This is a genomic window from Paenibacillus jilunlii (assembly GCF_900102965.1).
In the GTDB taxonomy this organism is placed as follows: domain Bacteria; phylum Bacillota; class Bacilli; order Paenibacillales; family Paenibacillaceae; genus Paenibacillus_AQ; species Paenibacillus_AQ jilunlii.
Map to the genome: position 1 here is coordinate 60,350 of NZ_FNGM01000009.1, position 24,547 is coordinate 84,896.

Sequence of the window (24,547 nt, forward strand, 5' to 3'; positions counted from 1 at the left end):
CATTCCCTGTTATCAGAAGAATAATAAAGCTGTAGACTGACTGGGCTGCGCGCCGGTGTGCAGTGACCGGTATGTCCGCCGAAGGCCAGCTGGCTATCACCGGTCCATTGCTCAGTCTGCTACTTTATGTCCTTCTGTGTGTTTTCTCCATAAGCTTGTCCATAGAAACGGAACACCGAACACAGGATCCTTCACCGTGCATTCCTTCATCATTCGAATCTCCACCAGCTCAAAATATCCGCCAAAGATTTCGCGTAATTTCTCTTGGCTGTAGGCTTGTCCGCCGTGCATGCTGCGATCCCGGTAGACATCCCAGTCGCTTATTTCCATGGCTCCCCCCATTTCCGTAAACCCGGGAGCAAAACAGGTTAATCCAAAATAACCCCCGTCCTTCAGCGCATGATGGATCATTTCAATATACCCGATACGCCGATGGGGCCACAGGTGGTGCAGACAGCCTGCATCATAGACCAGATCATATCCGGACTGGGGAGACAGCTCAAAGACCGATCCGCAGGTAAAATTCACCGTGGCATTCTTTTCAGCAGCCCGCTCATTTGCCCAAGTAATAGCTTCTTCTGAAAGATCCACCGCATCCACATCAAAGCCATGGAGAGCAGCATAAATCGCATTCCGCCCAGGCCCGCAGCCCAGCTCCAGCATCCGTCCGCCCTGGAATCTCCCGGAATCCAGATAAGAAACGAGATTCTCGTCAGGCTTATCTGCAAAAAACGGAATCTCCTTCGTCCGGTCACCATAAAATTGGTTCCAAAACGGGGCGGGCTCCCTCATCAGCGAATCCAGCATGCTGAGCAAATTCTCCATGCTTTTAATCGTTTCCGGCATCTTGAGCATCTCCTAGAATAGATATTTTGCTATCTCCACATTTACACTGAATCATTAGCTGCACTTTCTTCAGTTCTTCATCGATGGTGCTGCATATCGAATCGACGATCGGGTTTATCGGGGAGGAAAGCACTCTATTGCACCCCTAATGCCTCTTTCATCAATTGTTCGGGGTAGCCGTTTAGTTTTATCAAGGGACTCCGATTGTTTTTTTGATTAATTACTATACTGTTCATTTCTTGAGGTGGGTAATGCAAAATCAGGATCCCTGTCATCTTGACCATATCTGTCATAGAACCCAGAACGCTTCGATTGCTGGTTTTGGTGAACTTTATTTTATTTGCTTTACTCACGTATTCCGTGATTTTTGAATCAGGGATTTTATCGGCTTGCAGGTTCTCTATTAGGGAATTAACGAAGAGCTGGTTAAAGTCTTTAAAATGTACCTTCTTCACTCCAAATAAAATGAAGTTATACCGCGTCTGATTGTTCATAAAAATCACGTTATTCTTATTGGACATTCGAAAGACATTCGCATGCCACCTATATAATTCATCCTCTATTCCATTGTCCTGTTCTTCTACAAAAGTACCCAACTCAAAGAGTTTCTTCGTCAAGGCTATGGTGGTCATGCTGGTTCTCCCTTCGAGGAAAGTTTTCCTTTTCATCTTGTGCACTATAATACCCGGTTCTTCCAGTATACCAGCCTAACTAAATACTGGAAACAGATTCGCCCTCCTGCTGCAGAGCACAAAAAAAGCCTCCAGGTGCAGGCCTGAAGGCTTCTATACAGCGCAGACGTTATATGAATTGAGAAAAGCAATAGACGCCCTAGTCTTAGGTGGAATTTCTCCACTAAATTATGGCATTCTGTTAGCTCAGCAGCATTTAGTGGGATTTTCTCCACTTATTTTGGAGGAATTCCGCTGATACCGCTTAAGTGGGCCATTTTAGTTGTACTTATTCCACCTAATGAGGTCCCAGCAGTCAAAAATCTCGGATTAGTGGGAGAAATTCCACTTAACTCCATAGCTCAGCTACCTCAGTTTCAGCTCCACCGTCCGTGTAATTCCGCTGCACCCAAATGCTAGCCTCAATTCCTCAATCCGCAGCGCTGAGACACGAATCATTCGCTTATATCCGCGCGGATCAAACATCGGCTGCAGCTAAGTCAGCAGCAATTCCACTTCAGCCGGGGTTTAGCATGGCTCCGCCGCAGGCTTGCCGGCATCGTCCTTCGTACGGAAGCTTGAGCCGCAGCCGCAGGTGGCGGTGGCGTTCGGGTTGTTGATGGTGAAGCCGCCGGTCATGCCGGATTCCTCGAAGTCGATCTCCAGACCGTTCAGGTAACGGATATCATCCTTGCTAACGACAACCTTCATGCCCTGCACATCCATATAGACGTCCTGGTCCGTCTCGTTGTCGTCGAAGCCCATGGCGTAGGAGAAGCCGCTACAGCCGCCCTCGGTTACACCAAGACGAAGGAACATGTTCGGGATTTCCTGTTCAGCCAGCATGGTCTTGAGTTGTCCTGCTGCTGATTCACTGATTGTAATCATAGTCTTAACCTCCTGAAAAAATATTCTGTATTCTACAGCCTGCCCGGCCAAAAGTAACTGTCTATATAAAAATAAGTATACTCCACTATCCCCCTGCCCTCAAGTCCAAACTGCACCTGCGCGGCACAGTTAAACATACGAATCCATCTTCTCTCAGCGGTTGCTCGCCCCCGATGAGAGGTTTATAATAGGTAAAGCGATATGCGAAAATTCGGAAAATTGTCACGCAGTCAGCTGACATCGCAGCTTTTTGTAATGGACGGCCACTCCCTAAGTTTGTTTTGGGAATGATTCTGCGATGCGCTTGCTTCGCCAAAACCTTCAGGAGGAAATCATATGTCTACTCTTATAACACCCCAGACCGATGCCAGAATGGCGAACATTATCGACAAGGTTCGCGGCGGAGAAAGATTAAATTTGGAAGATGGCGTTTATTTATATGGAAGCAACGATTTGCTTACCATCGGCCAGCTGGCCAATGAGGTTAATCAGCGGAAGAACGGCAACAAGGTATATTTTATCGAAAATATGAGCTTATATTTCACCAATGTCTGCGAAGCACACTGCGCATTCTGCAATTTCCGCAAAGATGACGGTGAAGAAGGCGCTTATACCCTTTCCGGTCAGGAAATGGTGCAATATGTCGAACAGCATATCCATCCCGGAGTGCGTGAGTTCCATATTGTCGGCGGCCATAACGATAAGGTGCCCTTTCAATATTATGTTGATTCGCTCAAGGCCTTGAACGAAGCGTTCCCGCAGGTGACTTTGAAGGCCTATACAGCGGCAGAGATTGATTTCTTCACGCGAATCAGCGGACTGAGCATCCGCGAGGTGCTGGAGGAGCTGCGTGCTGCCGGACTTCAGTCTCTTACTGGCGGCGGGGCAGAAATTCTGTCCGACCAATACCGGAAAAAAATGCGTGTCAACAAAGCCAATGTAGAGGAATATCTGGAGGTTCACCGGACCGCACACCAGCTTGGGATGAAGACTCATACCACAATGCTGTACGGATCGATTGAATCGCATGAGGACCGTGTACGTCATATGCTGCAGATCCGCGACCTGCAGGATGAAACAAACGGCTTCATGGTGTTCATCCCATTGTCCATGCAGCCCAAAAACAAGAATGCCGGCATTATGCGCCGCAACTCGGCTTACGAGGATCTCAAAACGATTGCGATCAGCCGGTTAATGCTGGATAATTTCGATCATATTAAGGCTTACTTCATTAATATCGGGGCACAGCTTACCCAGGTTGCCCTCAGCTTTGGCGCTTCGGATGTGCACGGCACGATTCTGAAGGAACGCATCAGCCATGCGGCCGGGGCCCTGACACCGGAAGGGCTGACCCGTGAGGAGCTGATCTGGCTGGTGAAGGGTGCCGGAAAGATTCCAGTCGAGCGGGATACCTTCTACAACGAAATTAAGGTATACGAATAGCCGCAAGCCGGAGTCTGCCGGCAGCTGCTGCAATGACCATAACCTGAGCCATATTCGAAAGGAAGATGTCATGAGAACATTACTCGTCTTGGGCGGCGGCTACGGCGGCCTTGCCCTTATTCAGAAATTACTCGACAATCATCTCCCCCATGATGTGGAAATTGTTTTGATTGACCGGATGCCTTACCAGGGAATCAAGACGGAATACTACGCCCTGGCTGCGGGTACCGTCACCGATTTCCATCTGCGCATCCAGTTTCCGTTACATCCCCGTCTAACGGTACGTTATGGCGAAGTAGGTTCCATAGATCTGGAGAGCCGGATGATATTTCTGAATACGGGAGAACCGATATCTTACGACATTTTGGCTATTGCTCTGGGCTGCACAGATAATTATCACAATATTCCAGGCGCAGAAGAGCATACCTGCAGCATTCAGAGCTTCTCGGGTACACGTGAGACTTACCGGCGTCTGAATGATGTGAAGCCTTACGGAACCGTTAACATTGTGGGCGGAGGACTTAGCGGAGTGGAGATTGCTGCAGAGCTGCGGGAAAGCCGGCCGGATCTCAACATCTCTATTCTGGACCGTGGAGACCGTGTGCTGTCCTCTTTTCCAGCGAAGCTGTCGCAGTATGTGGAGGAGTGGTTCAGTGAGCATCACGTGGAGACGCTGGGTCATATCTCCGTATCCCATGTCGAAAAGGATGCCATCTTCAATGGCACCCAGGCTATTCCCGGTGACGTGACCGTATGGACCGCAGGCATCCAGCCGGTGCAGGTCGTGCAGCAGCTTGAACTGCCAAAGGACCGGGGCGGACGGATTATTGTAGGGCCTTACTACAATGTGGCCGATTACCCAGAGGTCTATGTGATTGGCGACTGTGCCAGCCTTCCCTTCGCGCCAAGCGCACAGGCGGCCGGAGCGCAGGGTGAGCAGGTGGCGCAGATCATGCAAGCCCTGTGGCGTGATGAAACGCCGAAGCTGCACAAGATCAAGCTGAAGGGCACCCTTGGCTCTCTAGGCAAAAACGCTGGTTTTGGCTTGATGGGCCGCCGCTCTGTCATGGGGCGGGTTCCCCGTTTGCTGAAAAGCGGTGTGCTCTGGATGTCCAAACGGCATTTTGGCTAAAACAGGAGCCTGGGACTAATCGATCTCAAGATTGTCCCAGGCTTCTTGTTCTTTTATTGCCGCCTCTATGGCCGCTTCAAGCTCTTCCGGTGTTTCCGCTTCAATGATCTCACCGTCAAGCATGGCGAACGGCTGCAGATAGCATTGTCCGCAATTGTTCAGACAGCCATACTCAATGACATCGTATTCGGGATTGAGTTCCAGCTTGCGCTTGAGCGGTTCTGTGCCGTGTCCGATATTGCTGGCACAAAATTCAATAAGTGGTCTCATGATGTTCTCCTTATTCTGTGTGAACCATTTTATTTTTTAACTTTTTGTACTATAATAAGCATACGAAAGGAGTGATTGAGAAATGAGTGAGAATGCACAAAGCACCACCATGTATGATGAAGTACTGGAAGTGCTCGATAAACTTCGTCCGTTCCTGCAGCGCGATGGCGGCGACGTCGAACTGATCGATGTTGAAGACGGCATTGTGAAGCTGAAGCTTATGGGTGCCTGCGGCAGCTGCCCAAGCTCCACGATCACGCTCAAAGCCGGGATCGAACGCGCCCTCCTTGAAGAAGTTGAAGGCGTAGAAGAAGTTATTCAAGTATTCTAATCCCGTTGTATAACAATCCCGGCCTCGGATGAAGAAGGCCGGGATTTTTTTTTATTATAGTGGATTTCACATTCGGGATCAACCTTGAGCACCAGTGCGGAAGCAACCTTAGGAATAAATCTGAATCTGCAAAAAGACCAGGGGTGTTCCGCAGCCGTCATGGCTATCGGATACCTCTGGTCTTTACTATCAGATGTTCAGCTCAAGAACCCAACTTAGAATGCCGGAATGATTGCTCCTTGGTATTCCTTTTCAATAAAGGCTTTGGCTTCCGGGGAAGTCAGAGCTGCAGCCAGCTTCTGAATGGCATCGGAGTCCTTGTTGTCAGGACGGGCTACCAGCAGATTGGCATAAGGAGAATCTGTTCCTTCGATGAACAGAGCGTCCTTGGTTGGAACCAGCTTCGCTTCAAGAGCATAGTTGGTGTTGATCAGGGCAAGATCTACTTCATCCAGCTGGCGGGGGAGCATAGCGGCTTCAAGCTCTACAATTTTGAGATTCTTCGGGTTCTCCGTGATATCGGCCGTAGTAGAGGTAATATTTGTATCGTCCTTCAGCTTAATCAGGCCATTTTTGGCCAGCAGGATCAGCGCACGGCCGCCGTTGGTGGCATCGTTCGGAATCGCTACTTTTGCACCGTCAGCCAACTCGCCGATCGATTTGATTTTTTTGGAGTAAGCACCAAAAGGTTCTACGTGAACCGCTGTAACGGATACCAGATCCGTGCCGTTCTGCTTGTTCTGATCATCCAGATAAGGTTTGTGCTGGAAGAAGTTCGCATCCAGTTCTCTCTCAGCCAGCTGCGTATTTGGCAGAATGTAGTCGGTAAATTCCTTGATTTCCAGCTTGATGCCCTGTTTCTCCAGAAGCGGAGCAATAGCCTTAAGAATTTCTGCATGCGGTTTTGGCGATGCGCCAATCACCAGGGTTACCGGTTCAGCAGCAGGTTCGGTTGTGGGCTCTGCGGAAGCATCCGCAGCCGGAGCGTTCGTGGCAGCGGAGTTCGCCGAATTATTGGTATTATTGTTGCCGCAGGCTGCCAGCACCAATACCAAGGTCAAGCTGAAGAACGTGAGCAATACTTTTTTCATCTGTAAATCCCCCTCTATAAATGTTATTGAATGAATAAGGCTCTATATGGATGTTCCTTATTTCCGGGTAAAATGTTGTACCAGCCGGTCACCGGCCATTTGCAGCAGCTGCACCAGAATAACCATAAGTGCCACTGAGATAATCATAACTTCCTTCTCATAACGGTAATAACCGTAACGGATAGCTAGGTCTCCCAGGCCTCCGCCGCCGATCATCCCCGACATCGCTGTGTAGGAGACTAGCGTAACGATGGTAATAGTCACTCCGGCCAGCAAACCTGGACGGGCTTCAGGAAGAAGCACACGCCAGACGATTTGGCTTGTGGATGCCCCCATCCCTTGCGCCGCTTCGATCACACCACGGTCCACCTCACGCAGTGCCGTCTCCACCAATCTGGCGAAAAACGGAGCCGCGCCGATAACCAGCGCCGGAATCGTCCCCAATACGCCAATTGAAGTCCCCATAATGGACTTGCTCAGAGGAATCAAGGCAACCATCAGGATAATAAAAGGCACAGACCGCAGGATATTTACAACGAACGATAATACCGAGTAAATCGACCTGATTAAGAAATGATTTGATCTGCCCCATAAATATAACACAATTCCGAGTGGTAAACCAAGAATAATTGTGAAAATTCCGGAATAAGCCAACATTCGAAGGGTAGCTATGCCCGCATCCAGCATTTCTTCCCAGTTAATCTCGTTAAAGTTCAAGCCGCCCATTAGGCAAACACCTCCACTTCAAGACCTTGTGCCGCCAGTTCGGCAAGGGTCGCCTCGACGGCTTGAGCGCTTCCTTCAAAGCGAACCAGAAGCTGGCCGTAAGGCATATCTTTGATCGTTGAAATCGTCCCCTGGAGGATGGCAAAGTCTACACCTGTTCCCCGAACCACATGGGATAGAGTAGATTCATAGGTTTTTTGTCCAAGAAAAGTGATTTTGACGGATTTGCTGTACTTATCATGCACTGCCTCCAGTGCAGCACGGAGCGGCCCTTCATGCTGGTTTTCACTGCGGATGAAATCCTTCGTCACTTCATGCTGAGGCTTCAGGAAAACCTTTGCCACTTCCCCTTGCTCCACAATCCCCCCGCCGTGAATCACCGCAACCCGGTCGCAAATGCTCTGGATCACATGCATTTCGTGGGTTATCAGCACAATGGTCAGATGAAACTTCCGGTTAATATCCAGCAGCAGCCGCAGGATGGAATCGGTTGTCTGCGGGTCCAGCGCCGAGGTGGCTTCATCGCAGAGCAGCACTTCGGGATCACTGGCCAGTGCGCGGGCTACACCCACACGCTGCTTCTGGCCGCCGGAGAGCTGCGCCGGATATTTGCGGCCGTGCTCTTCCAGCCCTACAAGCGCCAGCAGCTCCAGTACCTTGCGTTCAATCTGCGCCTTTGGCGTGCCAGCCAGGCGCAGCGGGAAAGCAATATTATCGTAGACCGTCGCAGAAGACAACAAATTAAAATGCTGAAAGATCATCCCGATCTTGCGCCGCTGTTCCTGCAGCTGTCCCTGGCTCAGTGAGGTTAATTCTACTCCATCGACCCAGACTTCGCCTTCCGTAGGGCGTTCCAGCAGATTGATGCAGCGGATCAGTGTGCTTTTGCCCGCCCCGGAATGGCCAATTACCCCAAAGATCTCACCCTTTTTTATCGACAGGTTAAGACCCGAGAGCGCCATTGCAGCTTTGCTGCCTTTTCCGTATACTTTGGTCAAACCTTTCAGCTCTATCAAACTAATAATCCTCCCCCAAATAACCCTTATAAAAAACTAAAAAGACCTCTTACGATCGATTGCAGATCGCAAGAGGCCCCGTGATTGTATTAACCCTGCCTTCTCATCTGCCAACGACCGTAAACTGCACGGCATTGTAGGAATTAGCACCATGACATTTGTACAGAGCACCATGTAACGCATTCCATACAAATCGGTTGCCGGGCTTCATCGGGCCTATCCCTCCGCCGCTCTCGATAAGAGTTTATTATGAAGTTAGCTGCCGAAGCATGTAAGATGCTAATGCAAGCTCAAGTATAGTAATTTTCAGGTTTTTTGTCAAAGGGAACTTTTTACTTAGGATGATGGCCTGTTCTTAGGTTTGCAGCGATTTTGCTCTTATGCCACTGCTCATTGCTGTACCTGAATGAAGCTGCCAAAGATTTGCAGACCATTTCCAGACTCTGCTGCAGATCCTCCAGATGACTGTCCAGATCCTCCAGCCGGATTTTATCATGAAGGCCCTGATGCCGCTGCCACAGATCATCCTGCATCTCGGCGTTCATGTAATGAATCTCGGCGTTGCGGCGCTTGCGCAGATTTTCGAGCGGTTCACGGTAGGCATTCTTGATCGTCTCCAGTTCGCCGGCAAGGGCTGTATGCTTTTCATGCAGCTGAAACTGGCGCAGTACAGTGAAATAGGAGAAATGGGCTTTGACTTTGCTGGTATTCAGGTCATACAGACTGTTAAGAACCGTGCCCAGCTTGTCCAGCAGTGAGAATACACGAATGAAGCCATTTTTATAAAAATAAACATAACGCGCATATTCCCCCTGCTCCTTGGGGGACATATCATCCATATAACCCGCTACAACGGATTTGCGGAAAAAAGCAGCCGCGAACCAGCTTTGCTCCAGCTCGTCCAAGGAGGAGATCAGCCCGCGCGTCCAGATTTCCAGCTTGCGGTATTCATGATCCAGGTCTTCATGGGTGTTCATCTCCCTGCGCAGCATGGATGCCACCTTCGCCATATTGTCCATGGCTTCAGCCAGCACACCACTGTTCTCGCGGGGCGGTTCTCCGAGTAATATCCGCAGCATCCTTCATCCTCCTCAGTGTGGGAAATAGCTGTTCCAGTTGCGGTCGACCCGCTGGACAATATCCTCGTGTGGAACCAGTTCCTCCGGGTAATTCCGTTTCATCCGGGCATCGATCACAAGGGGCAGCTTATAGCCGATATGATGGCTTTTGATCTCGTATTCGGCGTAGATATCACTGGCCGGATCGAACCTAGTGAACACCGTCCACAGGAATGAAGTTTGCGTGCGCACCGTTTCCTGGGCATTATCCACTACAAACACCAGCGGCCAGGCCGTTTCCTGTGCACGCAGAGCTGCGATTAGCCGGGAAGGAAGCTCAGGATCTTCTTCATAGGATGCACCGGAAACAGCCAAACATCCCCGGCAGTAAGGAATTGCCTCTGTAATACCCGGGAGAAGACCTTCTGTATAAGCAGAAGGCAGCTCACGCACCGGACTTCCCACACCCAGCATGATGGCTTTGCTGCCGTGGTTCATCGCATTGGGTGAAAGGTCTTGCTCTTCCGGGGAGGCATTTCCGTACACCAGGAAATCCGAGGCGGGATTGAAGCGCTCCAGCACACTTTCCAGCAGCTTGGGGAACTCCGCCAGCTCCACGGGTTCATTGGTCAGCAGCAGGAATTTGGTCAGAGACAGCTGGCCTTCCCCGAGTATGCGGTAGGCTGACACCACCGCTTCTCTGGGATAACTCTCCCTTACTACGGCAGACACCAGTGAATGAGGGCCGCATTCGGAGTACTCCCACAGCGCTTTGACCGAAGGCATCAAAAGCGGGTATGCGGGGGCCAGCAGCCGCTGTATGTATTCCCTGAGATAATAATCCTCCTGGCGCGGCTTGCCGATGATCGTTGCCGGATAGATAGCATCCTTGCGGTGCCAGATACGCTGCACATGCATAACAGGGAAATCGCGGGGTGTGGAATAAAATCCATAGTGATCCCCGAGCGGCCCTTCCGTTCGCCGCTCATGGGGCGCAATCAGTCCCCGGATGGCAAATTCCGCTTCGGCGGGAATCCGGTGTCCGCCCATCGGGTCCTTGACCATCTGCAGCTTGCCGCCCAGCACAAGCGATGCCAGCAGCAGCTCGGGCAGACGTTCCTGCACAGGAGCTGCAGCAGCGGCTATCAATGCCGGCGGCCCGCCAAGAAAAACGGACACGGGCAGCGGCTCGCCAAGCTGCTCTGCCTCCCGGTGATGAAAGCCGCCTCCCTTATGCTTCTGCCAGTAGACTCCCGCCTTGCTGTCATCATAAACCGGAACACGATATATCCCAAGATTATGGTTTTGCGGATGAGTGATGCTCTCGGTATAGACCAGCGGCAAGGTCAAAGAAGGTCCCCCTTCCCCCTGCCAGCTGGTGATGCGCGGCAGCTCCTTCAGCGGCTCAGTGCTGCGGCAGACCCCAAGCACAGGCGCTTCACCCTGCGGCACATTCCGGGTCCCGACCTTGAGCAGGTCCAGCAGCAGCCGCTTCTCCTTCCAGAGCCCGGATGCTGTTGGAGGCAGCAAGGTTTCCATTGCGCCCATCAGGGTCTTCACCAGCTGCTCGGGACGGGTTCCGAATGCCTGGTTGGCCCGGCGCACCGTTCCGAACAGATTCGTCGCCACCGGAAACGGCGTGTCTTTTACATTCGTGAAGAGCAGAGCCGGCCCCTCCTCCCGCACCACACGCCGATGAATCTCCGCAAGCTCCAAATAAGGGTCCACCGGAGCATCAATCACGGCAAGATCCTTATCCTTGCGGAGCTGTTCAATCCATTGACGCAAATTACCATATCCCAATCTCGTTCCTCCTCAAACAGGGCACTATCCCACAAAAAGTTTGATGAGCGCAGACTATTTATTCGCTCTTTCCAGCTGCCATACGCGCACACTCATATAACACAGAACACCGAAAAGCCCGGCAATCAGGAGAATATGCGCCAGTGCGGCAAATATGTACAGCCGTTCGTTATACAGGGTATGAACAACAGCCGCACCGCTAAGTACTTGCAGCAGGCACAGCACAACTGCTGCAACGCCAAGGGCTCTCAGCTCAGGCTGCGCTTTATGTTTCCAGAAGGCCAGATGTCCAAGGCACGCAACCAGGAGAAACAGCAGTGCAGCCGCAACCCTGTGCATAAAGACCACCGTCACTCCGCCTGACAGCTCAGGGAACCACTCCCCGTTACAGAGCGGCCACCCGGAGCAGCCTCCTTGGGAGTCTGTATGGCTGACATAGGCCCCAATATAAACCACTATATAAGAATATAACGCAGCCGCCCACGTTAAGTTGCGGAAGCCCCTCCCGACACTCTGGCCCGCCACAGGAAGATCATCCCCCCATGCATGTCTGCGTTTCGCCCCCAGGGCAAGCATCAGCGAGCTGGCGAAAGCGATCAGGGAAAAGCCCATATGCAGTGCCATCACCGCAGCCGACTGCGGCCGGATCACCGCGAGCGCTCCCATTCCCCCCTGCACCACCACAAATAAAAGCGTCAGCAGCGCAAACACCAGCAGATCATTCCGCTCACGCGCATAACGCCAAAAAGCAACCATTGAGGCAAGGGACAGCAGACCGGCAAGGCCGCTGAACAGACGATGGGTGTACTCAATGAGAGAACCTATCGTATAGGCAGGAATAAGCTTTCCGTGACATAGCGGCCATTCATTGCCGCATTCCAGTCCGGAACCTGTTTTGGTGACCACGGCTCCGCCGAACAGAGCCATAAACATGATTAGACAAGTGATGTAGCTGAGCCATTTCAATTGCTTCATCGTCAATGAGATCACCCGCATTTTTTATAGGAATGATTAGGAATTAGTCCCTGGTTGAAAGCCTTTGCAGCACCCGATTTAGAAAAACACCGCTTCTGCTCGGGTAGGGCGAAAGCGGTGCAACGTGATTACTTGTGTATGGTCAGATAAACTTCGAGCGCTCTGTCCAGAAACCCTTCGATCTCCTCACGGGATTTGCGCAGCTTGTTCACGAATCTCACGAGCTCGCGGCCATCGCTATACGCAACAAAGCTGGGAATGCCGAGAATATTCTGTTCCTGGCTGACATCGCCTACGGCGTCAACATCCACTTCAACCAGTGTGAGGCGGTCATTATATTTCTGCTCCACATCCGGCATAAACGGGTCGATGAACTTGCAGTCGGAGCACCAGTCGGCTTTAAATACAGCCACGGTCAGACGGGGCGATTGAATCGCCACCTGAAATTCCGCAGGCGAGGTAATTTTATCCATAAATTGAACAGTCCCTTCTGAATTAAGAGTAAGCTGTCTGTTGGTTTTTCTTTAAGTGAATCAAATTGTCAGGAATAAGTCAAATAAAATAGACAGAATAAGACAATCATCACAGATTTATTGTTCGGAACGAATACGTTCAGGCTGCAGCTTCATGAGCGGACCCAGCAGCTTCTGCAGCGGGCGTGGATAACCGGCGATTTCCTGGCGGCTCAGTACTCCCAGAACAATCAGCAGCACAAGATAGACAATAACCACCGCAGCCCCTACAACAAGGCAAGTGATCAGGAACGCCAGGCGGTCAGGCATCATACGGGTAAGAAGCTGCCCCGCCTCGTTCAGTCCGTAGCCAATCCCTCCGGCGGCCAATACGGCAACAGCGAAGCCGCCCCAGCGTTTGCCGAGGATCTCGAAAGGAACGATCGTCTTGAGCATTCTTAAGTTAAGCAGTGTAATCACGATGAAGCACAGCGCCGTGGCAGCAATTATGCCGTAAATTCCGAACAAGCGGCTTAGCAGGAAGTTGGAGCCGAATTTGACCAGCAGACCTGCCAGCACATAGTACATGGAAATCCGTGCTTTGCCCATCCCGAGCAGAATGGAGTTGGTCGTCATCATCGTAATCTGGAAAATCGTCCCTAGGGTCAGCATGGCTACAATGCCGCTGCCATCCAGGCTGCTGAACAGCAGGCCGTTCACGGAATACGCCGCTACAACGAGCGACAGAACAATCGGCGTTCCCGTCAAAATCGAAATTCGCAGCGCCAGCGTGATCTGCCGCTTCAGATGCGCCTCTTCGCGTCTTGCATAGGCGGCCGATATAATCGGAATCAGCGAGGTGCTGAGTGCAATGGACAGCACTGGCGGAATTCCGGCTACACTCTGCGCCCGGCTGCCAAATATCCCCAGGGCCTGAGTAGCGGCTTCCCGCCCGATCTGCCCGCTGAGCAGCGGAACGATGAATGAGGTATCGATAAAGTTCACGACGGGAACCGTAACAGAAGAGAGTACAATCGGTATGGACAGCTTAAAGATATCCTTATAGATCTTCAGCAGCGGAATCCGCGCCTGACTGGAATCGTACAGAGCTTTCTGCTCCTCGCTGCGGCGGAGCTTCATAGCGTAATACAGCATCACGCCAAAAGCCCCGATGCTGCCCAGCACGCTGCCGAAGGAGGCGCCGGCAGCCATCCAGGTATTGCTGTAGCCCTGGCGCAGCAGAATAAAGGCAAGCAGGATCGCCGTGGATACCCGGGCAATCTGCTCAATAATCTGTGAGATGCCGCCAGCCATCATATTGTTGCGTCCCTGGAAATAACCGCGCATCATCGCGATCATCGGAAAGAGCAGCAGCGCCGGGGCAATCGCCCGGATCGCCAGCGTGCTCTCAGGCACCTTGCTATACTCTGCATAGTAGGGAGCCGCTATGTACAAGATTGTACTCATCAGCACACCAACCACCGCAGCAAAAATAAGCGCCGCACGGTATACCTGCTGCGCTTCATGCGGCCGGTTCAGGGCATAACGCTCAGACACCATCTTGCTGAGCGTACTCGGAATACCTGCTGTAGCCAGCGGCAGCAGCATCAAATACACGTTGTTGGCCTGCGTAAATGATGCATTGCCGATATCATTAAATAAATGCTCCAGCGGCACCCGCTGGGCAAGGCCAAGCACGCGGGCCACGAGCGCCGCTGCGGCCAGAATAAGCGTACCTTTGACAAAAGACTCTTTCTTGGTGGACAAACTGTTTCGCCTTCTTCGCTGTTAAATTAATACCGGCCAATCCAGATAAAGAAGAGGACGACCATGGCAATTTGCAGCACGACTTTGACGACCGTGCTGCTGAATAAGCCAAGCAATGAGCCAAAGCTCACTTTCAAGGCTTTGCCGGGCTTGGAGCCGGCGATCAGCTCACCGGCAAATGCGCCAACAAATGGGCCGATCAGCAGGCCAAACGCCGGGATAAGGAACGGGCCCAGAATCAGGCCAATCGTGCTGCCGATCACCGAAGCGCGGGAGCCGCCGAACTTCTTGACGCCCCAGGCCCCGACCACATAATCTGCCACAAACAGCACAACCACGATCAGCGTCTGGGTGATCCAGAATCCCGCACCAAACGGATCAAAGGAAAAGAACCAGCCGTATACGAAAAAAGCCAGATATATCGCCAGTGCGCCCGGCAGTATGGGATATACTGCTCCGGCAAGCCCCACGGCGAACAAAGCAATAATCAAAACCCACCCCAGAATCGCCAATTCCTTCAACTCCCCTCAAACTTAACATGAGCCAGAGTAGCTGCTTGAATAGCTCCCCGGTCCATTCTGATTCTGATATCCGCGACTTCGCGGACTCCAAATCCCTTATGGTGCAAAGGGCATTCCCTCGGTTATTTTCCCGTTGCTCTTCCAGCCGGAGCTTCAATCTCGGTCAAAATATACTTTTGGATCACTTCTGCAATGCCGTCGTTATTGTTCGTAGCCACCACGGCGTCCGCTTCCTGCTTCACAACCTCCTGGGCATTGCCCATGGCTACACCGAAGCCGGACTGCTGAATCGCGGCCAGATCGTTCAGACTGTCCCCTACAGCGACAACCTGGGACATTTCTAAGCCCAGGAGCTTGCAGACCTCCCGGATACCTGAAGCCTTGTTGATACCCAGCGGATTAATCTCCAGATTGGATGGTGAAGAATTCGTAATTTCGAGTCCGCCCAGATCTTGAAGCTGCATCAGCAGCTTATGGCGGATATCATGGTCCTCCGTGGAATACCCGAATTTGAGCCACTCCCGGCCTTCAATATCGCCATCCCAGTTTTCGCGGTTAAAGACTCCGTCCACTGAACATGCCCAGAACCAAGTCCCGTATTCTTCAGCGATTTCAAGCATTTTCTTGACCAGCGCAACATCCATCAGGGAGCGGCGGTACAGCTCCTTCGGCGTACGCCACACCTCACTGCCGTTGACCATAATCATCGGCGTTTCAAGCCCCAGTTGCTCAGCATAAGGCATTGCACCACGGGAGGTGCGTCCGGTGGACAGGCAGACATGAACGCCCGCATCCATCGCTTTTTTAATCCATTCCACCGTTTTGGGGGTAATCCGTTGTTCATCATTCAGCAGGGTTCCATCCATATCCAATGCTAGCAGGCGGTATTTGGCAGTCATTTGCCACCCCTCCATTCTTGTTGGCTCTCTCTATGCAAGAGCAGCTGTGTATTTGTGTTGGCCAAAGTCTCCGTCTTCTCGACTATTATATCAGTTGTTTGTTGTGGCAGTATTTTCGGAATCCTTCCCTGCGGCAGCACCGTCTTTGGCATCTTCTGCCTTCAAGCTTTTCTTAGGCACGCCATCCAGGCCGTACTCCCAATCGTAAGCGTCAAAAATTTTGCGGGCAACCGGCGCGGCACTGTTGGAGCCAAATCCCCCTTCAGGGATAACCACGGCTACAGCCAGCTTCGGATTCTCACGCGGGGCAAAGGCAATGAAAACCCCGTTATCGCGCAGGTCGCCTTTGGCCGATTGCTGTGATGTCCCTGTCTTGCGGGCAAAATCATACGGGAAATCAGAAAATGCAGTTACATCACTGCTCATACCCTTTTTAATTTCCCTCCAGAAGGACGGGTCAAAGTTCGTGACTTCATCAATAACCTCACGTCCAAAGGTCTTAACAACCTTACCGTCGGAGTCTGTGATTTTGCTGACCAGCTGCGGTTTGATCCGTACACCTTCATTGGCAAGGGTGGAGGCATACTGCGCAAGCTGCAGCGTAGTGTAGCTTCCCTGCTGTCCGAACGATGCATAGACCAGCGCCGCCTGGGCACTCCCGGCTGCTTTTGTATTCGTATAGTTGATTTGTCCCAGGAACTCTCTCGGAAGTCCGCTTTGCGTCGACACGCCGAGGCCGAATTCCTTCATATATTTATCCCAGACCTCAATACCCTTGCTTCCATATTTGTCGTACAGCTTCTTGCCGACCATATCCACCATGAAGACGTTGGATGATTTCTCAATCGCTCTGGAGGGGTCCATGGAACCGTACACGTGCCCGGAGGCATTGCGGACTGAGGATTTATCATTTTTCCCGAAAAAGGCGATCCCCTTGTCCTGGTAAGTATCGGAAGTGGAGAAGAACCCTTCTTTCAGTCCGATAAGCACACTCAAAGGTTTGATGGTCGAACCCAATAACAGCACCGATTGAAGTCCATGGCCCGACACCCCGGAGGATATCGGATTGATGGTTCCGTTCTGGTAGTTACTCATAATGCTTTTCCAGACATCGGTAGGCAGTGAGCCTTTCGTCCAGACATTTGTATCATAGTCAGGCATACTGGCCATAGCGACGACATTCCCTGTGTCAACTTCCATCGCTACAGCGTAACCCGTTACGGCATCAGGATGTGTTTTCCCCTGCACGGAATGTGAATGCAGCCAGCTGATCTGTTCTGTAATAGCCTGTTCTGTCTTAAGCTGGATGTTTTTATTGATGGTCATCCAGATGTCATTCCCCTTTACAGGAGGAACCACATCCTCGACTTTTTCGGCCATATTCTGCGGATTAACGGAGATCACCTGATAGCCGTTTTTGCCGCGGAGTTCACGCTGATACTGCAGCTCCAGACCGTCGAAGCCGACAAACTCATCATCCTTGTAGGTCAATCCAGGGTCATTATCGATATTTTTCATTGCATTTTGGATGTTTTTGTAAATATCCAGACTGCCTGAGGACTTGAAAGGCTTGATATAACCTACAGTCTGCACCGCGACCGTATCTTTATTATAATGGCGGTTGCTCTCCTCGACGACTTCAAGGCCCGGATACTCCTCTTTGTGCTCCATGAAATAAGCCACTTCCTTGGGAGTAAGGCCAGCTTTGATCCGCCGGGCCATAAAGCCGGAATACTTCTTAAAATCGCGGTCCAGGGAGTTAATTACATTGTTAACCGTCAGCTTTTCTCCATTCGGATCGCCATACTTATTGAAATTCTCTACCAGATTGTTCGCCAGCGCGTAGGTATTAGCCCGAGCCTCTGGAGTAAACGATGTTTCACCTGTTTTCTTATCTTTAGACTTGGCAGTATATTCTTTGGTAAGCGTGATATACAGGGATTGCACAGAGCTGGAATAAGCGATTTCCTCGCCTCCGGCGGCGCGGATCGATCCCCGTATGGCTGCGAGCGGCACATTTTTGGTATCACGGCTGGTCTCCACCTCTTTTAAGTTGGGACCTTCCACAAACTGTACAACGGCAAGACGGATAATGATGACGCAGAAAATAATAAACGTGCTGAAGAAAAACACGTTGAGGCGCAGGCCAAGCGAGCTCTTGCTGTCCTTCTCGTCCTGGGGAGAGGCCTGCTTACGGAAAACACTCACAGTCTTTCACTCCTCTACATCTTAAAATAAACCTTTTATTCCAGTGTTGACTCTGTGGCAGGAGATACGTTCTTTCGGGGGACTCCATTCAGTCCGTATTCCCAGTCATAGGCGTCAAATATTTCGCGTGCTACCGGGGCTGCACTATTCGATCCAAAACCGCCCTCCGGAATCACTACAGCTACAGCCAGCTTGGGATGCTCCCGTGGAGCGAAAGCGATAAACACACCGTTGTCACGCGTCACTCCGTACGCATCCATTTCGGAAGTGCCGGTCTTGCGTGCAAAATCATAAGAAAATCCGTCAAATGCCTTGACGGCAGTGTTCATCCCTTTTTTGATCTCCTTCCAATAGGAAGGGTCGAACGAAATGGTGCTTAGCACCTCACGGTGAAACGCTTTGACGGTCTTGCCTTCCGCATCGGTGATTCTGCTGACCAGCTGCGGCTTGATCCGCTCCCCCTCATTGGCGAGAGTTGCTGTGTACTGGGCCAGCTGCAGCGCTGTATATTTGCCTTTCTGGCCGAAGGAGGCGAAGACCATGGATGCCTGGGTGCTGCCGGCCGCCTGGGTATCCATATAATCACCCAGTCCGGCACTTTCATTTGGCAGGCCGCTTTGTGTAGATACGCCCAGTCCAAAAGCCTTCAAATATTGGTCCCAAACCTCAGGCGTCTTGCCCCGATACTTCTTGTACAGGGGATCACCGACCATATCGATCATAAACGCATTGGATGATTCCTGAATCGCTTCAGCCGGACCCAGCGGTCCCAGTACATGGCCTGAGGAATTTTTTACTGAGGACTTGTCGTCTTTGCCGAAATAAGCGATCCCTTTGTCGTTATAAGTATCGCCGGTAGAGAACAAGCCTTCATTTAACCCAATCAACACACTTAACGGTTTGACCGTGGACCCCAAATAGATCACTGACTTCAAGCCGTTCCCGGAAATCCCGGAGGTAGTATCGTTGATGGTTCCGTTTAAGTAGTTGTTTTCGATTGCAGCAAACACCTCTGGCTCTACTCTATCCGCAGTCCAGACGTTAGTGTCATAATCAGGCATACTGGCCATGGCCACCACATTTCCAGTGTCCACTTCCATGGCAACAGCGTAGCCGGTCAGGGCATCGGGATGGAGTTTCCCTAGCACCGGATGGGTATGCAGCCAGCGGATCTGATCCATAATCGCCTGCTCGGTCTTCATCTGTACGTTCTTGTTGATCGTCATCCAGATGTCGTTCCCCTTGACCGGAGGTACTGATTCAATGATTTCTTCGGCCATATTCTGCGGATTTACGGAAATGGTCTGGTAGCCGTTTTTCCCGCGCAGCTCCCTGCTGGTATTGCTGTTCGAGGCCATAAGCACCTACAAATTCATCCTCTTTATACGCTAAGCCGGGATCGGCATTATTTTTTTTCATCGCACTGCGGATATTCTTATAAAGGTCCAAACTGTCTAAGGATTTAAAAGGTCTGATATAACCCACCGTCTGCACAGCTACCGTGTCCTTGTCATAATGGCGTGCAGCCTCTTCCACAATCAAAAGACCGGGATACTGCTCTTTATGCTCCAGAAAATGAGCCACTTCCTTGGGCGTAAGTCCTGCCTTGATTTTGCGCGGATAGTAGCCCAGCGTTTTTTTGAAATTGAGATCAAGCAGTATTGTAATATCTTCTGCTGTCAGCTTTTTGCCGGACGGATCGCCGTATTGATCGAAGACAGACTCCAGTCTGGCTGCCAGGGAAGCAGTGTTCGCTTTGGCCTTGTCAGTAAATTCATACTCATTGGTTGCCTTATTCCTATTGGTCTCGGTATAGTCCTTAGTTAACGTGATGTACAGGGATTGGACTGAAGTGTTGTACGCGATGTTCTCCCCATCGGCAGCATGAATCCTTCCCCGGATCGCGGAGAGCGGGACAGTCTTAGTCTCCTGATTCTCTTCAATTTCTGTCAAAGCCTCAGCTTCAACGAACTGCAGTGACGCAAGACGGACAATAATGACACAAAAAATAAAAAACGTGCCGAAGAAAAACAAATTGATGCGCAGACTGGATGTGCTTCGGCCATGACTTGAATCCGGGCTTCTGCCCGGGATACCAAACCATTTCACGGCGAATTCTCTCCTTAGCTAAGGCAAATTTTGCTTGGTTGGAACGTATTCTTCAAGGCTGCTGAGCGTGCCCTGTTATTGTACCATATATCCGAAGGCTGACGCTTCCTTCTCAGAGCACATCTTCTTTAATATGGGTTTTATCAAAATCCTTGGGATTGAACCAATCCCCGCTGCTGGCCCATGTCGAATCCAGCGGTATCCAGGCCTGTCTGTCCGGCAGATACACCTCATTCCAGGCATGAGGGCCATACCCGCCTTGACCATCATAGCCCTGGCCCGTAACTACGCGCACCTCAAGTCCCTGCGAACGGGCCATCACGGCATAGAGGCGGGCATAATCTATGCATACGCCAAGCCGGGTATCGAAGGTATCCTGGGGGGTCTGCTCATGCCAGATCCGGTTCTGCTCATAGTTCTCTGCTTTGCCGTAATCATAGGCAATCCGCGAGCCTATCCAGTCATACAGACGCTTGGCTTTGTCCTCTTCCCCTTTGGCTTGTCCGGCGATATCGGCAGCGGCCCCCACAATATCGGGCGAAATCTCATGATCAATCACTTCATATTTCCGCCGCAAAATATCGTTCATCTCATCAGCCACAGCTTGGGTCAGTACCGGCAGCTTGCTGCGCACATCCTCACCCGCAAGCGGTTCGAACACCGCAGCCGCACTCTGGCTGTAGATGGGAGAGGACTCCACATACCGGCTGAAGCCGCTGTCCGGATTCAGTCCGACGCCAAGGTACAGGGCAAGAACCAGGATAAGCCCGCGCACAAGGCCGATCACACCGCCAATCAGCGCACCGCTGAGACGGCTGGTTGGCGTAAGCTTCTGGTCCGTTGCCCTGGCCCGAAAGCGGGGCAGCCGGAACGGCAGGAGCATGAACAACAGTCCGAGCAGAAGCCGGATCAGGCTGTAAGAGATCAACAGGAGCAGCAGAAATCGCACAAAGGGCGATCCCGCTAAAACGGAGACGGCAGTGTAATACAATTGCTGCCAGCCGCTGAGCGTTGTGTCGGGCAGTGCAATTCCTGCAGCCCAGGCTCCTGCCCCCGGCGACAGATACATTGCCGCTGGAATGGCCATGGCGAGCGCCAGAATGGTAAGCACCCCGTTCCCGAGCATGCCGAATAATCCCCCTGCCGCTCTTGTGAAGCCTCTGCTCCAGCCCTGAAGCAGCGAGAAAAGGACAACCACCACCAGCAGGATGGAGATCATATTGGCATTACTGAGGCTGTCTATCCATCCATTAAGCATGTTTGTCCCCCTTTCCTGTGTATGCAGATTCAAATGGCTGCATGTATCCGTACTGGTATCTACTTATTTTTCCGGGCTTCGTCGATAAAAGTTTTGGTCGTGTCCGTAATGCTCCATTTCCCCAGGCTCACCCCGCGGAAAGTCACTTCAACCTTGTCCTCTCCAGCCGCACCCTTCACCTCAAGATTAGGTGTTGTAATCGTAAACGAGCCGTCTCCCCCGGAGGTGTATGTGGCTTCCTTCGCTTCCTTCAGCATGACTTCCTGCGCTTCCTTCTTCAGCGTACTTACCGTTCCATCCGCTACCTTATTCACAGCGTTGCCAATTTGATCAATCGTAACCCCGCTGTATATGAACAAGCCCACAACAATAACGATTACAATCGCCCATTTCAGCACCGTTTTAACCAGGTTAATTACCGCAAACAGCAGGACAAGCGCAATAACGATAACCAGCCAATTCTCTCTAATAAATTGTGACCACACTGCCGGATCCATCAATTTCACAACACCCCTATCGCCAATTTTCGTCACTACAGGGCGCATGTCCCCGGGACATTTCATGAATAATAATTATTATACATGAATGGCCTTTATAATTCATGGCCCGAGTGGCCTCCTGCAAGGCCTGCCCAATAAAATGGTATAAGCCTGCCTGCCCCCACGTAAAGTACAAGTAGGTCATTACCGGGAGCAACGGATACAAAGAGCCGGGCTAACCGTCATTTTACACATGCGGCAGCCGGTTCAGCGAAATCCGAAGGATTGTTTATGACATGAACCTTTAATTGCTTTACTTGTGTAAAAAAAGTGCCTGCGTGTGCCTTACCGGTGCAAAACGGGCCCCTGTGGAGGTGTTTTCCTTGAAAACCGCGCTGTGGCTGTATCTGTTTCTCTTTCTGGCCTTCTTCGACCTGCATGCCCAGTACCCTATCCTAACGCCTTTTGCCATCTCTCTGGGCGCGGGGCCAGCCTTCATCGGGTGGATGATGGGCATGTACTCGCTGACGCATCTTCCCGGAAATCTGCTGGCCGGTGTGCTGGTCGACCGCAATGGCAGCCGCCGCTATATTGTCTTCGCGCTCACGGCGGCCGGAGCCATTCTGCTGCTGCAGGCTCACGCTCAGCTTCCCTGGCATCTGCTGCTGCTGCGCGCAGCCAGCGGATTTGCCCTGGCCTTTCTCTCCCCGGCCTGCATGACACTGCTGGCCTCGCTCTCCTCCGATCCGGCGACTCAGGGCAAATACATGTCCGGCCATGGGATCGTCCATACGCTGGCCTCTGTCGTCTCTCCTGCGGCCGGTGCCTTTATTGTGGCGAAAGCCGGCTACTCCGGCACGTTCACCACACTTGGCTGGCTGCTGATCTTCACAGGTGTGATGGCACTATTCAGTGTGCCGAAGCAGGTGCAGAGCATGTCCGCTGCCAAGCCGGCGCTGCCGCTGCACTCGCCGTCACAGGCCGCGGACCGGGAGACCCCCCCGGTCTCCCGCCGCTATTACCTTCTGCCCTTCTTCGTGTCCTGCTCCCAAGGCGTGCTGTTCTTCGAGCTGCCTCTGTCACAGGGCAGCGACGGAATGATCTCAACCGGTATCCTGCTGTCACTGCTTAGCTTAGGTGCGTTAGTAACGCTCAGCCTCTTTTTTCTGAACGGGCTGGCTCCGGGAATAAGAATCGCTGCGGCGCTCCTCGCCATGGCACTTTGCTTTTTCACCCTGGCCGCCTTCCGCCATATTCCTCCCGGAGTGGTTCTCTTCCTGCTTGGCGCTGCCAAGGGGGTGCTGTTCCCGGCAATGGCTTCTCTCTTCATCAGTCTTGGAGGCCCCGGCCGCATGGGACGCACATTCTCGCTACAATCAATTGCCATGTCTCTCGGAGCCTTTGCCGGCCCCGTAGCAGCAGGGCAGCTGCGGGATTTCGTCTCTCCGTATTTCATCGCGTTTGTGCTGCTAATGACCGCCATTCTGCTGCTCCCGCCCAGAGGCTCGGGCAAACCAGCGTACCGACCGGAATGGAACAACCCGGCGGCCTGATTATTCACTGTAAGCTGTGGAGGATGAGAATAGGCAGGCAGACAAACGATTTAATGCAATTGACATAATATATATTGTAATCACCCCACAGTCGAAAGCGTGGTGAATCCTCAATGGGCGAATATTGCGGTCCGGGCCCGAACCCTGCTCCCGTTGCTGCTGCACTTTGGACTTCTACAGGTACAATTCTGGTGCTCTTTATCCTGCTGGTCATCATCCTCAGTGCCGGAATATTCTAGGTTTTGTCCGCATTTGCCGAATTGACAACTCCCCAGCAATCACCCGGTTCAGCAGCCGGGTGATTGTTTCTTTTTACGACATTTCCCGGGGAATGAAAATTCGTTGTACCCTTTCGCTGTTAAATATGACGACTCTTAGGTAAAATATCGACATAGGTACATTACACCGGGGGAGGCTGGCAGAAAATGTCCATAACCATCGTTGTCGAAGGCAAAAACGACCGCAGCAGATTACGGCGGATCCTTGCTCCAGAGGTCGACATCCAGTGTACGTTCGGCACCCTGAATACGCTGAAGCTGGAGACACTGCGGCGCAAAATAGGAGATGGGGAAGTCTACCTCTACTTGGATAATGACAGCTCGGGCAAAAAAATCCGCGGCATTCTGCGCGATGCTTTTCCGGACGCCGTCCATATCTATACCCGGAAAGGCTATGCCGGAGTGGAAGGCACTCCGGATGAATACAGCATCACCCAACTGGAGAAAGCCGGGCTAGAGGAGTTCATCATTTATCCTGAACCTCTGCCTTACCTGGAGTCGTAGCGAAGGCTGGACAAGCAGAATACGAAATCCGGCTTCAGTGAAGGAGGATGGAAGCTAAGCCTGGAGCTGAGGGCATTGACTGGAAGCGGAATAGGATATTCCAGCCTATTCTCTATGCCATAAAACCGGATATACGGTATATCAAAAGATTTCTGGCCCGCCAACATACACCAGTAGAACAAAGCAGCCTTTGGCGCTTCGACAACGGCATTTCTGCCGTTGTTTCCGAGCAATCCGACCCTCGGCGCTTCAACAAAGGCATTTCTGCC

Annotated in this window: 23 protein-coding genes, 2 pseudogenes and 1 riboswitch; of the genes and pseudogenes, 6 read left to right on the plus strand and 19 right to left on the minus strand. The window is 51.8% G+C overall.

Annotation, left to right across the window (positions count from 1 at the left end):
- Positions 1-111 precede the first annotated feature (111 nt).
- The 3 genes from BLQ82_RS16275 to BLQ82_RS16285 form a co-directional block, all read right to left on the minus strand.
- On the minus strand, positions 112-855 hold the full coding sequence (locus tag BLQ82_RS16275) for a class I SAM-dependent methyltransferase (protein ID WP_062523759.1): 744 nt from the start codon (positions 853-855) through the stop codon (positions 112-114).
- A 125-nt stretch (positions 856-980) separates the two neighbouring features.
- Positions 981-1,478 carry a DUF6933 domain-containing protein gene (locus tag BLQ82_RS16280; protein ID WP_062523758.1) on the minus strand — a complete coding sequence of 166 codons (498 nt, stop codon included), beginning with the start codon at positions 1,476-1,478 and terminating at the stop codon, positions 981-983.
- Positions 1,479-2,045: 567 nt separating this feature from the next.
- The gene (locus BLQ82_RS16285) at positions 2,046-2,405 is read right to left on the minus strand and encodes a HesB/IscA family protein (protein ID WP_062523757.1); all 360 of its coding nucleotides are present in this window, start codon (positions 2,403-2,405) and stop codon (positions 2,046-2,048) included.
- A gap of 336 nt (positions 2,406-2,741) precedes the next feature.
- Here BLQ82_RS16285 and mqnE point away from each other — a divergent pair, with 336 nt between their 5' ends.
- Both mqnE and BLQ82_RS16295 read left to right on the plus strand, forming a co-directional pair.
- Positions 2,742-3,848, plus strand: coding sequence for an aminofutalosine synthase MqnE (mqnE, locus tag BLQ82_RS16290; RefSeq protein ID WP_062523756.1), 1,107 nt, complete (start codon positions 2,742-2,744; stop codon positions 3,846-3,848).
- Positions 3,849-3,918: 70 nt separating this feature from the next.
- Positions 3,919-4,980 carry an NAD(P)/FAD-dependent oxidoreductase gene (locus BLQ82_RS16295; protein ID WP_062523755.1) on the plus strand — a complete coding sequence of 354 codons (1,062 nt, stop codon included), beginning with the start codon at positions 3,919-3,921 and terminating at the stop codon, positions 4,978-4,980.
- 15 nt (positions 4,981-4,995) lie between these two features.
- Here BLQ82_RS16295 and BLQ82_RS16300 read toward each other — a convergent pair whose 3' ends face one another.
- Positions 4,996-5,250: a YuzB family protein gene (locus BLQ82_RS16300; RefSeq protein ID WP_020426352.1), complete on the minus strand. Its 255-nt coding sequence runs from the start codon at positions 5,248-5,250 to the stop codon at positions 4,996-4,998.
- Positions 5,251-5,332: 82 nt separating this feature from the next.
- On the opposite strand from BLQ82_RS16300, the gene BLQ82_RS16305 reads away from it, so the two are divergent.
- Complete coding sequence (locus tag BLQ82_RS16305) at positions 5,333-5,581, plus strand: NifU family protein (RefSeq protein WP_025707697.1); 249 nt, start codon at positions 5,333-5,335, stop codon at positions 5,579-5,581.
- A 215-nt stretch (positions 5,582-5,796) separates the two neighbouring features.
- Here the strand turns inward: BLQ82_RS16305 and BLQ82_RS16310 are convergent, their stop codons facing one another.
- The 14 genes and pseudogenes from BLQ82_RS16310 to BLQ82_RS16375 form a co-directional block, all read right to left on the minus strand.
- Entirely contained in the window at positions 5,797-6,672 is an 876-nt protein-coding gene (locus BLQ82_RS16310) for a MetQ/NlpA family ABC transporter substrate-binding protein (RefSeq protein ID WP_062523754.1), read from the minus strand.
- Positions 6,673-6,729: 57 nt separating this feature from the next.
- Positions 6,730-7,398 carry a methionine ABC transporter permease gene (locus BLQ82_RS16315; protein WP_062523753.1) on the minus strand — a complete coding sequence of 223 codons (669 nt, stop codon included), beginning with the start codon at positions 7,396-7,398 and terminating at the stop codon, positions 6,730-6,732.
- Positions 7,398-8,414 carry a methionine ABC transporter ATP-binding protein gene (locus BLQ82_RS16320; RefSeq protein ID WP_062523752.1) on the minus strand — a complete coding sequence of 339 codons (1,017 nt, stop codon included), beginning with the start codon at positions 8,412-8,414 and terminating at the stop codon, positions 7,398-7,400. Before BLQ82_RS16320 ends, BLQ82_RS16315 begins: the two co-directional genes overlap by 1 nt.
- 100 nt (positions 8,415-8,514) lie before the next feature.
- Positions 8,515-8,657, minus strand: a riboswitch (SAM riboswitch).
- Positions 8,658-8,746: 89 nt separating this feature from the next.
- Positions 8,747-9,493 carry a Cthe_2314 family HEPN domain-containing protein gene (locus tag BLQ82_RS16325; protein ID WP_062523751.1) on the minus strand — a complete coding sequence of 249 codons (747 nt, stop codon included), beginning with the start codon at positions 9,491-9,493 and terminating at the stop codon, positions 8,747-8,749.
- Between the two features lie 12 nt (positions 9,494-9,505).
- Complete coding sequence (locus tag BLQ82_RS16330) at positions 9,506-11,275, minus strand: UbiD family decarboxylase (RefSeq protein WP_062523750.1); 1,770 nt, start codon at positions 11,273-11,275, stop codon at positions 9,506-9,508.
- Between the two features lie 54 nt (positions 11,276-11,329).
- A complete protein-coding gene (locus tag BLQ82_RS16335) occupies positions 11,330-12,256 on the minus strand; it encodes a COX15/CtaA family protein (protein ID WP_143013462.1) in 927 nt (308 codons plus the stop codon).
- A gap of 122 nt (positions 12,257-12,378) precedes the next feature.
- Positions 12,379-12,723 (minus strand): thioredoxin family protein, encoded by a 345-nt coding sequence (locus BLQ82_RS16340; RefSeq protein ID WP_062523748.1) that lies wholly within the window; start codon positions 12,721-12,723, stop codon positions 12,379-12,381.
- 117 nt (positions 12,724-12,840) lie between these two features.
- Entirely contained in the window at positions 12,841-14,469 is a 1,629-nt protein-coding gene (locus tag BLQ82_RS16345) for a putative polysaccharide biosynthesis protein (RefSeq protein WP_062523747.1), read from the minus strand.
- A 26-nt stretch (positions 14,470-14,495) separates the two neighbouring features.
- Positions 14,496-14,981, minus strand: coding sequence for a DUF456 domain-containing protein (locus BLQ82_RS16350; RefSeq protein WP_025707619.1), 486 nt, complete (start codon positions 14,979-14,981; stop codon positions 14,496-14,498).
- Positions 14,982-15,112: 131 nt separating this feature from the next.
- Positions 15,113-15,889, minus strand: a complete 777-nt coding sequence (locus BLQ82_RS16355) for a Cof-type HAD-IIB family hydrolase (protein WP_062523746.1) — start codon at positions 15,887-15,889, stop codon at positions 15,113-15,115.
- A 90-nt stretch (positions 15,890-15,979) separates the two neighbouring features.
- A complete protein-coding gene (locus BLQ82_RS16360; RefSeq protein WP_062523745.1) occupies positions 15,980-18,097 on the minus strand; it encodes a peptidoglycan D,D-transpeptidase FtsI family protein in 2,118 nt (705 codons plus the stop codon).
- 35 nt (positions 18,098-18,132) lie between these two features.
- A pseudogene (locus BLQ82_RS33205) lies at positions 18,133-20,206 on the minus strand (peptidoglycan D,D-transpeptidase FtsI family protein).
- A 112-nt stretch (positions 20,207-20,318) separates the two neighbouring features.
- Positions 20,319-21,464 (minus strand): transglutaminase domain-containing protein, encoded by a 1,146-nt coding sequence (locus BLQ82_RS16370; protein WP_062523744.1) that lies wholly within the window; start codon positions 21,462-21,464, stop codon positions 20,319-20,321.
- 59 nt (positions 21,465-21,523) lie between these two features.
- A complete protein-coding gene (locus tag BLQ82_RS16375) occupies positions 21,524-21,961 on the minus strand; it encodes a hypothetical protein (RefSeq protein ID WP_062523743.1) in 438 nt (145 codons plus the stop codon).
- Between the two features lie 365 nt (positions 21,962-22,326).
- Between BLQ82_RS16375 and BLQ82_RS16380 the strand changes: the two genes are divergently transcribed.
- The 3 genes from BLQ82_RS16380 to BLQ82_RS16385 all read left to right on the plus strand — a co-directional run bounded on the left by BLQ82_RS16380 (position 22,327) and on the right by BLQ82_RS16385 (position 24,278).
- A complete protein-coding gene (locus tag BLQ82_RS16380) occupies positions 22,327-23,496 on the plus strand; it encodes an MFS transporter (RefSeq protein ID WP_062523742.1) in 1,170 nt (389 codons plus the stop codon).
- Between the two features lie 113 nt (positions 23,497-23,609).
- Positions 23,610-23,735: a sporulation protein YjcZ gene (locus BLQ82_RS33210; protein ID WP_143013463.1), complete on the plus strand. Its 126-nt coding sequence runs from the start codon at positions 23,610-23,612 to the stop codon at positions 23,733-23,735.
- A 186-nt stretch (positions 23,736-23,921) separates the two neighbouring features.
- Entirely contained in the window at positions 23,922-24,278 is a 357-nt protein-coding gene (locus BLQ82_RS16385; protein ID WP_062523741.1) for a hypothetical protein, read from the plus strand.
- Here BLQ82_RS16385 and BLQ82_RS16390 read toward each other — a convergent pair.
- A pseudogene (locus BLQ82_RS16390) lies at positions 24,263-24,547 on the minus strand (hypothetical protein); the annotation flags it as partial. The gene BLQ82_RS16385 and the pseudogene BLQ82_RS16390 overlap by 16 nt on opposite strands.

Excerpts from the sequence above, each read along its gene's own strand:
- BLQ82_RS16275 (WP_062523759.1), bottom strand. The coding sequence starts at position 855 with ATGCTCAAGATGCCGGAAACGATTAAAAGCATGGAGAATTTGCTCAGC.
- BLQ82_RS16280 (WP_062523758.1), bottom strand. The coding sequence starts at position 1,478 with ATGACCACCATAGCCTTGACGAAGAAACTCTTTGAGTTGGGTACTTTT.
- BLQ82_RS16285 (WP_062523757.1), bottom strand. The coding sequence starts at position 2,405 with ATGATTACAATCAGTGAATCAGCAGCAGGACAACTCAAGACCATGCTG.
- mqnE (WP_062523756.1), top strand. The coding sequence starts at position 2,742 with ATGTCTACTCTTATAACACCCCAGACCGATGCCAGAATGGCGAACATT.
- BLQ82_RS16295 (WP_062523755.1), top strand. The coding sequence starts at position 3,919 with ATGAGAACATTACTCGTCTTGGGCGGCGGCTACGGCGGCCTTGCCCTT.
- BLQ82_RS16300 (WP_020426352.1), bottom strand. The coding sequence starts at position 5,250 with ATGAGACCACTTATTGAATTTTGTGCCAGCAATATCGGACACGGCACA.
- BLQ82_RS16305 (WP_025707697.1), top strand. The coding sequence starts at position 5,333 with ATGAGTGAGAATGCACAAAGCACCACCATGTATGATGAAGTACTGGAA.
- BLQ82_RS16310 (WP_062523754.1), bottom strand. The coding sequence starts at position 6,672 with ATGAAAAAAGTATTGCTCACGTTCTTCAGCTTGACCTTGGTATTGGTG.
- BLQ82_RS16315 (WP_062523753.1), bottom strand. The coding sequence starts at position 7,398 with ATGGGCGGCTTGAACTTTAACGAGATTAACTGGGAAGAAATGCTGGAT.
- BLQ82_RS16325 (WP_062523751.1), bottom strand. The coding sequence starts at position 9,493 with ATGCTGCGGATATTACTCGGAGAACCGCCCCGCGAGAACAGTGGTGTG.
- BLQ82_RS16340 (WP_062523748.1), bottom strand. The coding sequence starts at position 12,723 with ATGGATAAAATTACCTCGCCTGCGGAATTTCAGGTGGCGATTCAATCG.
- BLQ82_RS16355 (WP_062523746.1), bottom strand. The coding sequence starts at position 15,889 with ATGACTGCCAAATACCGCCTGCTAGCATTGGATATGGATGGAACCCTG.
- BLQ82_RS16370 (WP_062523744.1), bottom strand. The coding sequence starts at position 21,464 with ATGCTTAATGGATGGATAGACAGCCTCAGTAATGCCAATATGATCTCC.
- BLQ82_RS16375 (WP_062523743.1), bottom strand. The coding sequence starts at position 21,961 with ATGGATCCGGCAGTGTGGTCACAATTTATTAGAGAGAATTGGCTGGTT.
- BLQ82_RS33210 (WP_143013463.1), top strand. The coding sequence starts at position 23,610 with ATGGGCGAATATTGCGGTCCGGGCCCGAACCCTGCTCCCGTTGCTGCT.
- BLQ82_RS16385 (WP_062523741.1), top strand. The coding sequence starts at position 23,922 with ATGTCCATAACCATCGTTGTCGAAGGCAAAAACGACCGCAGCAGATTA.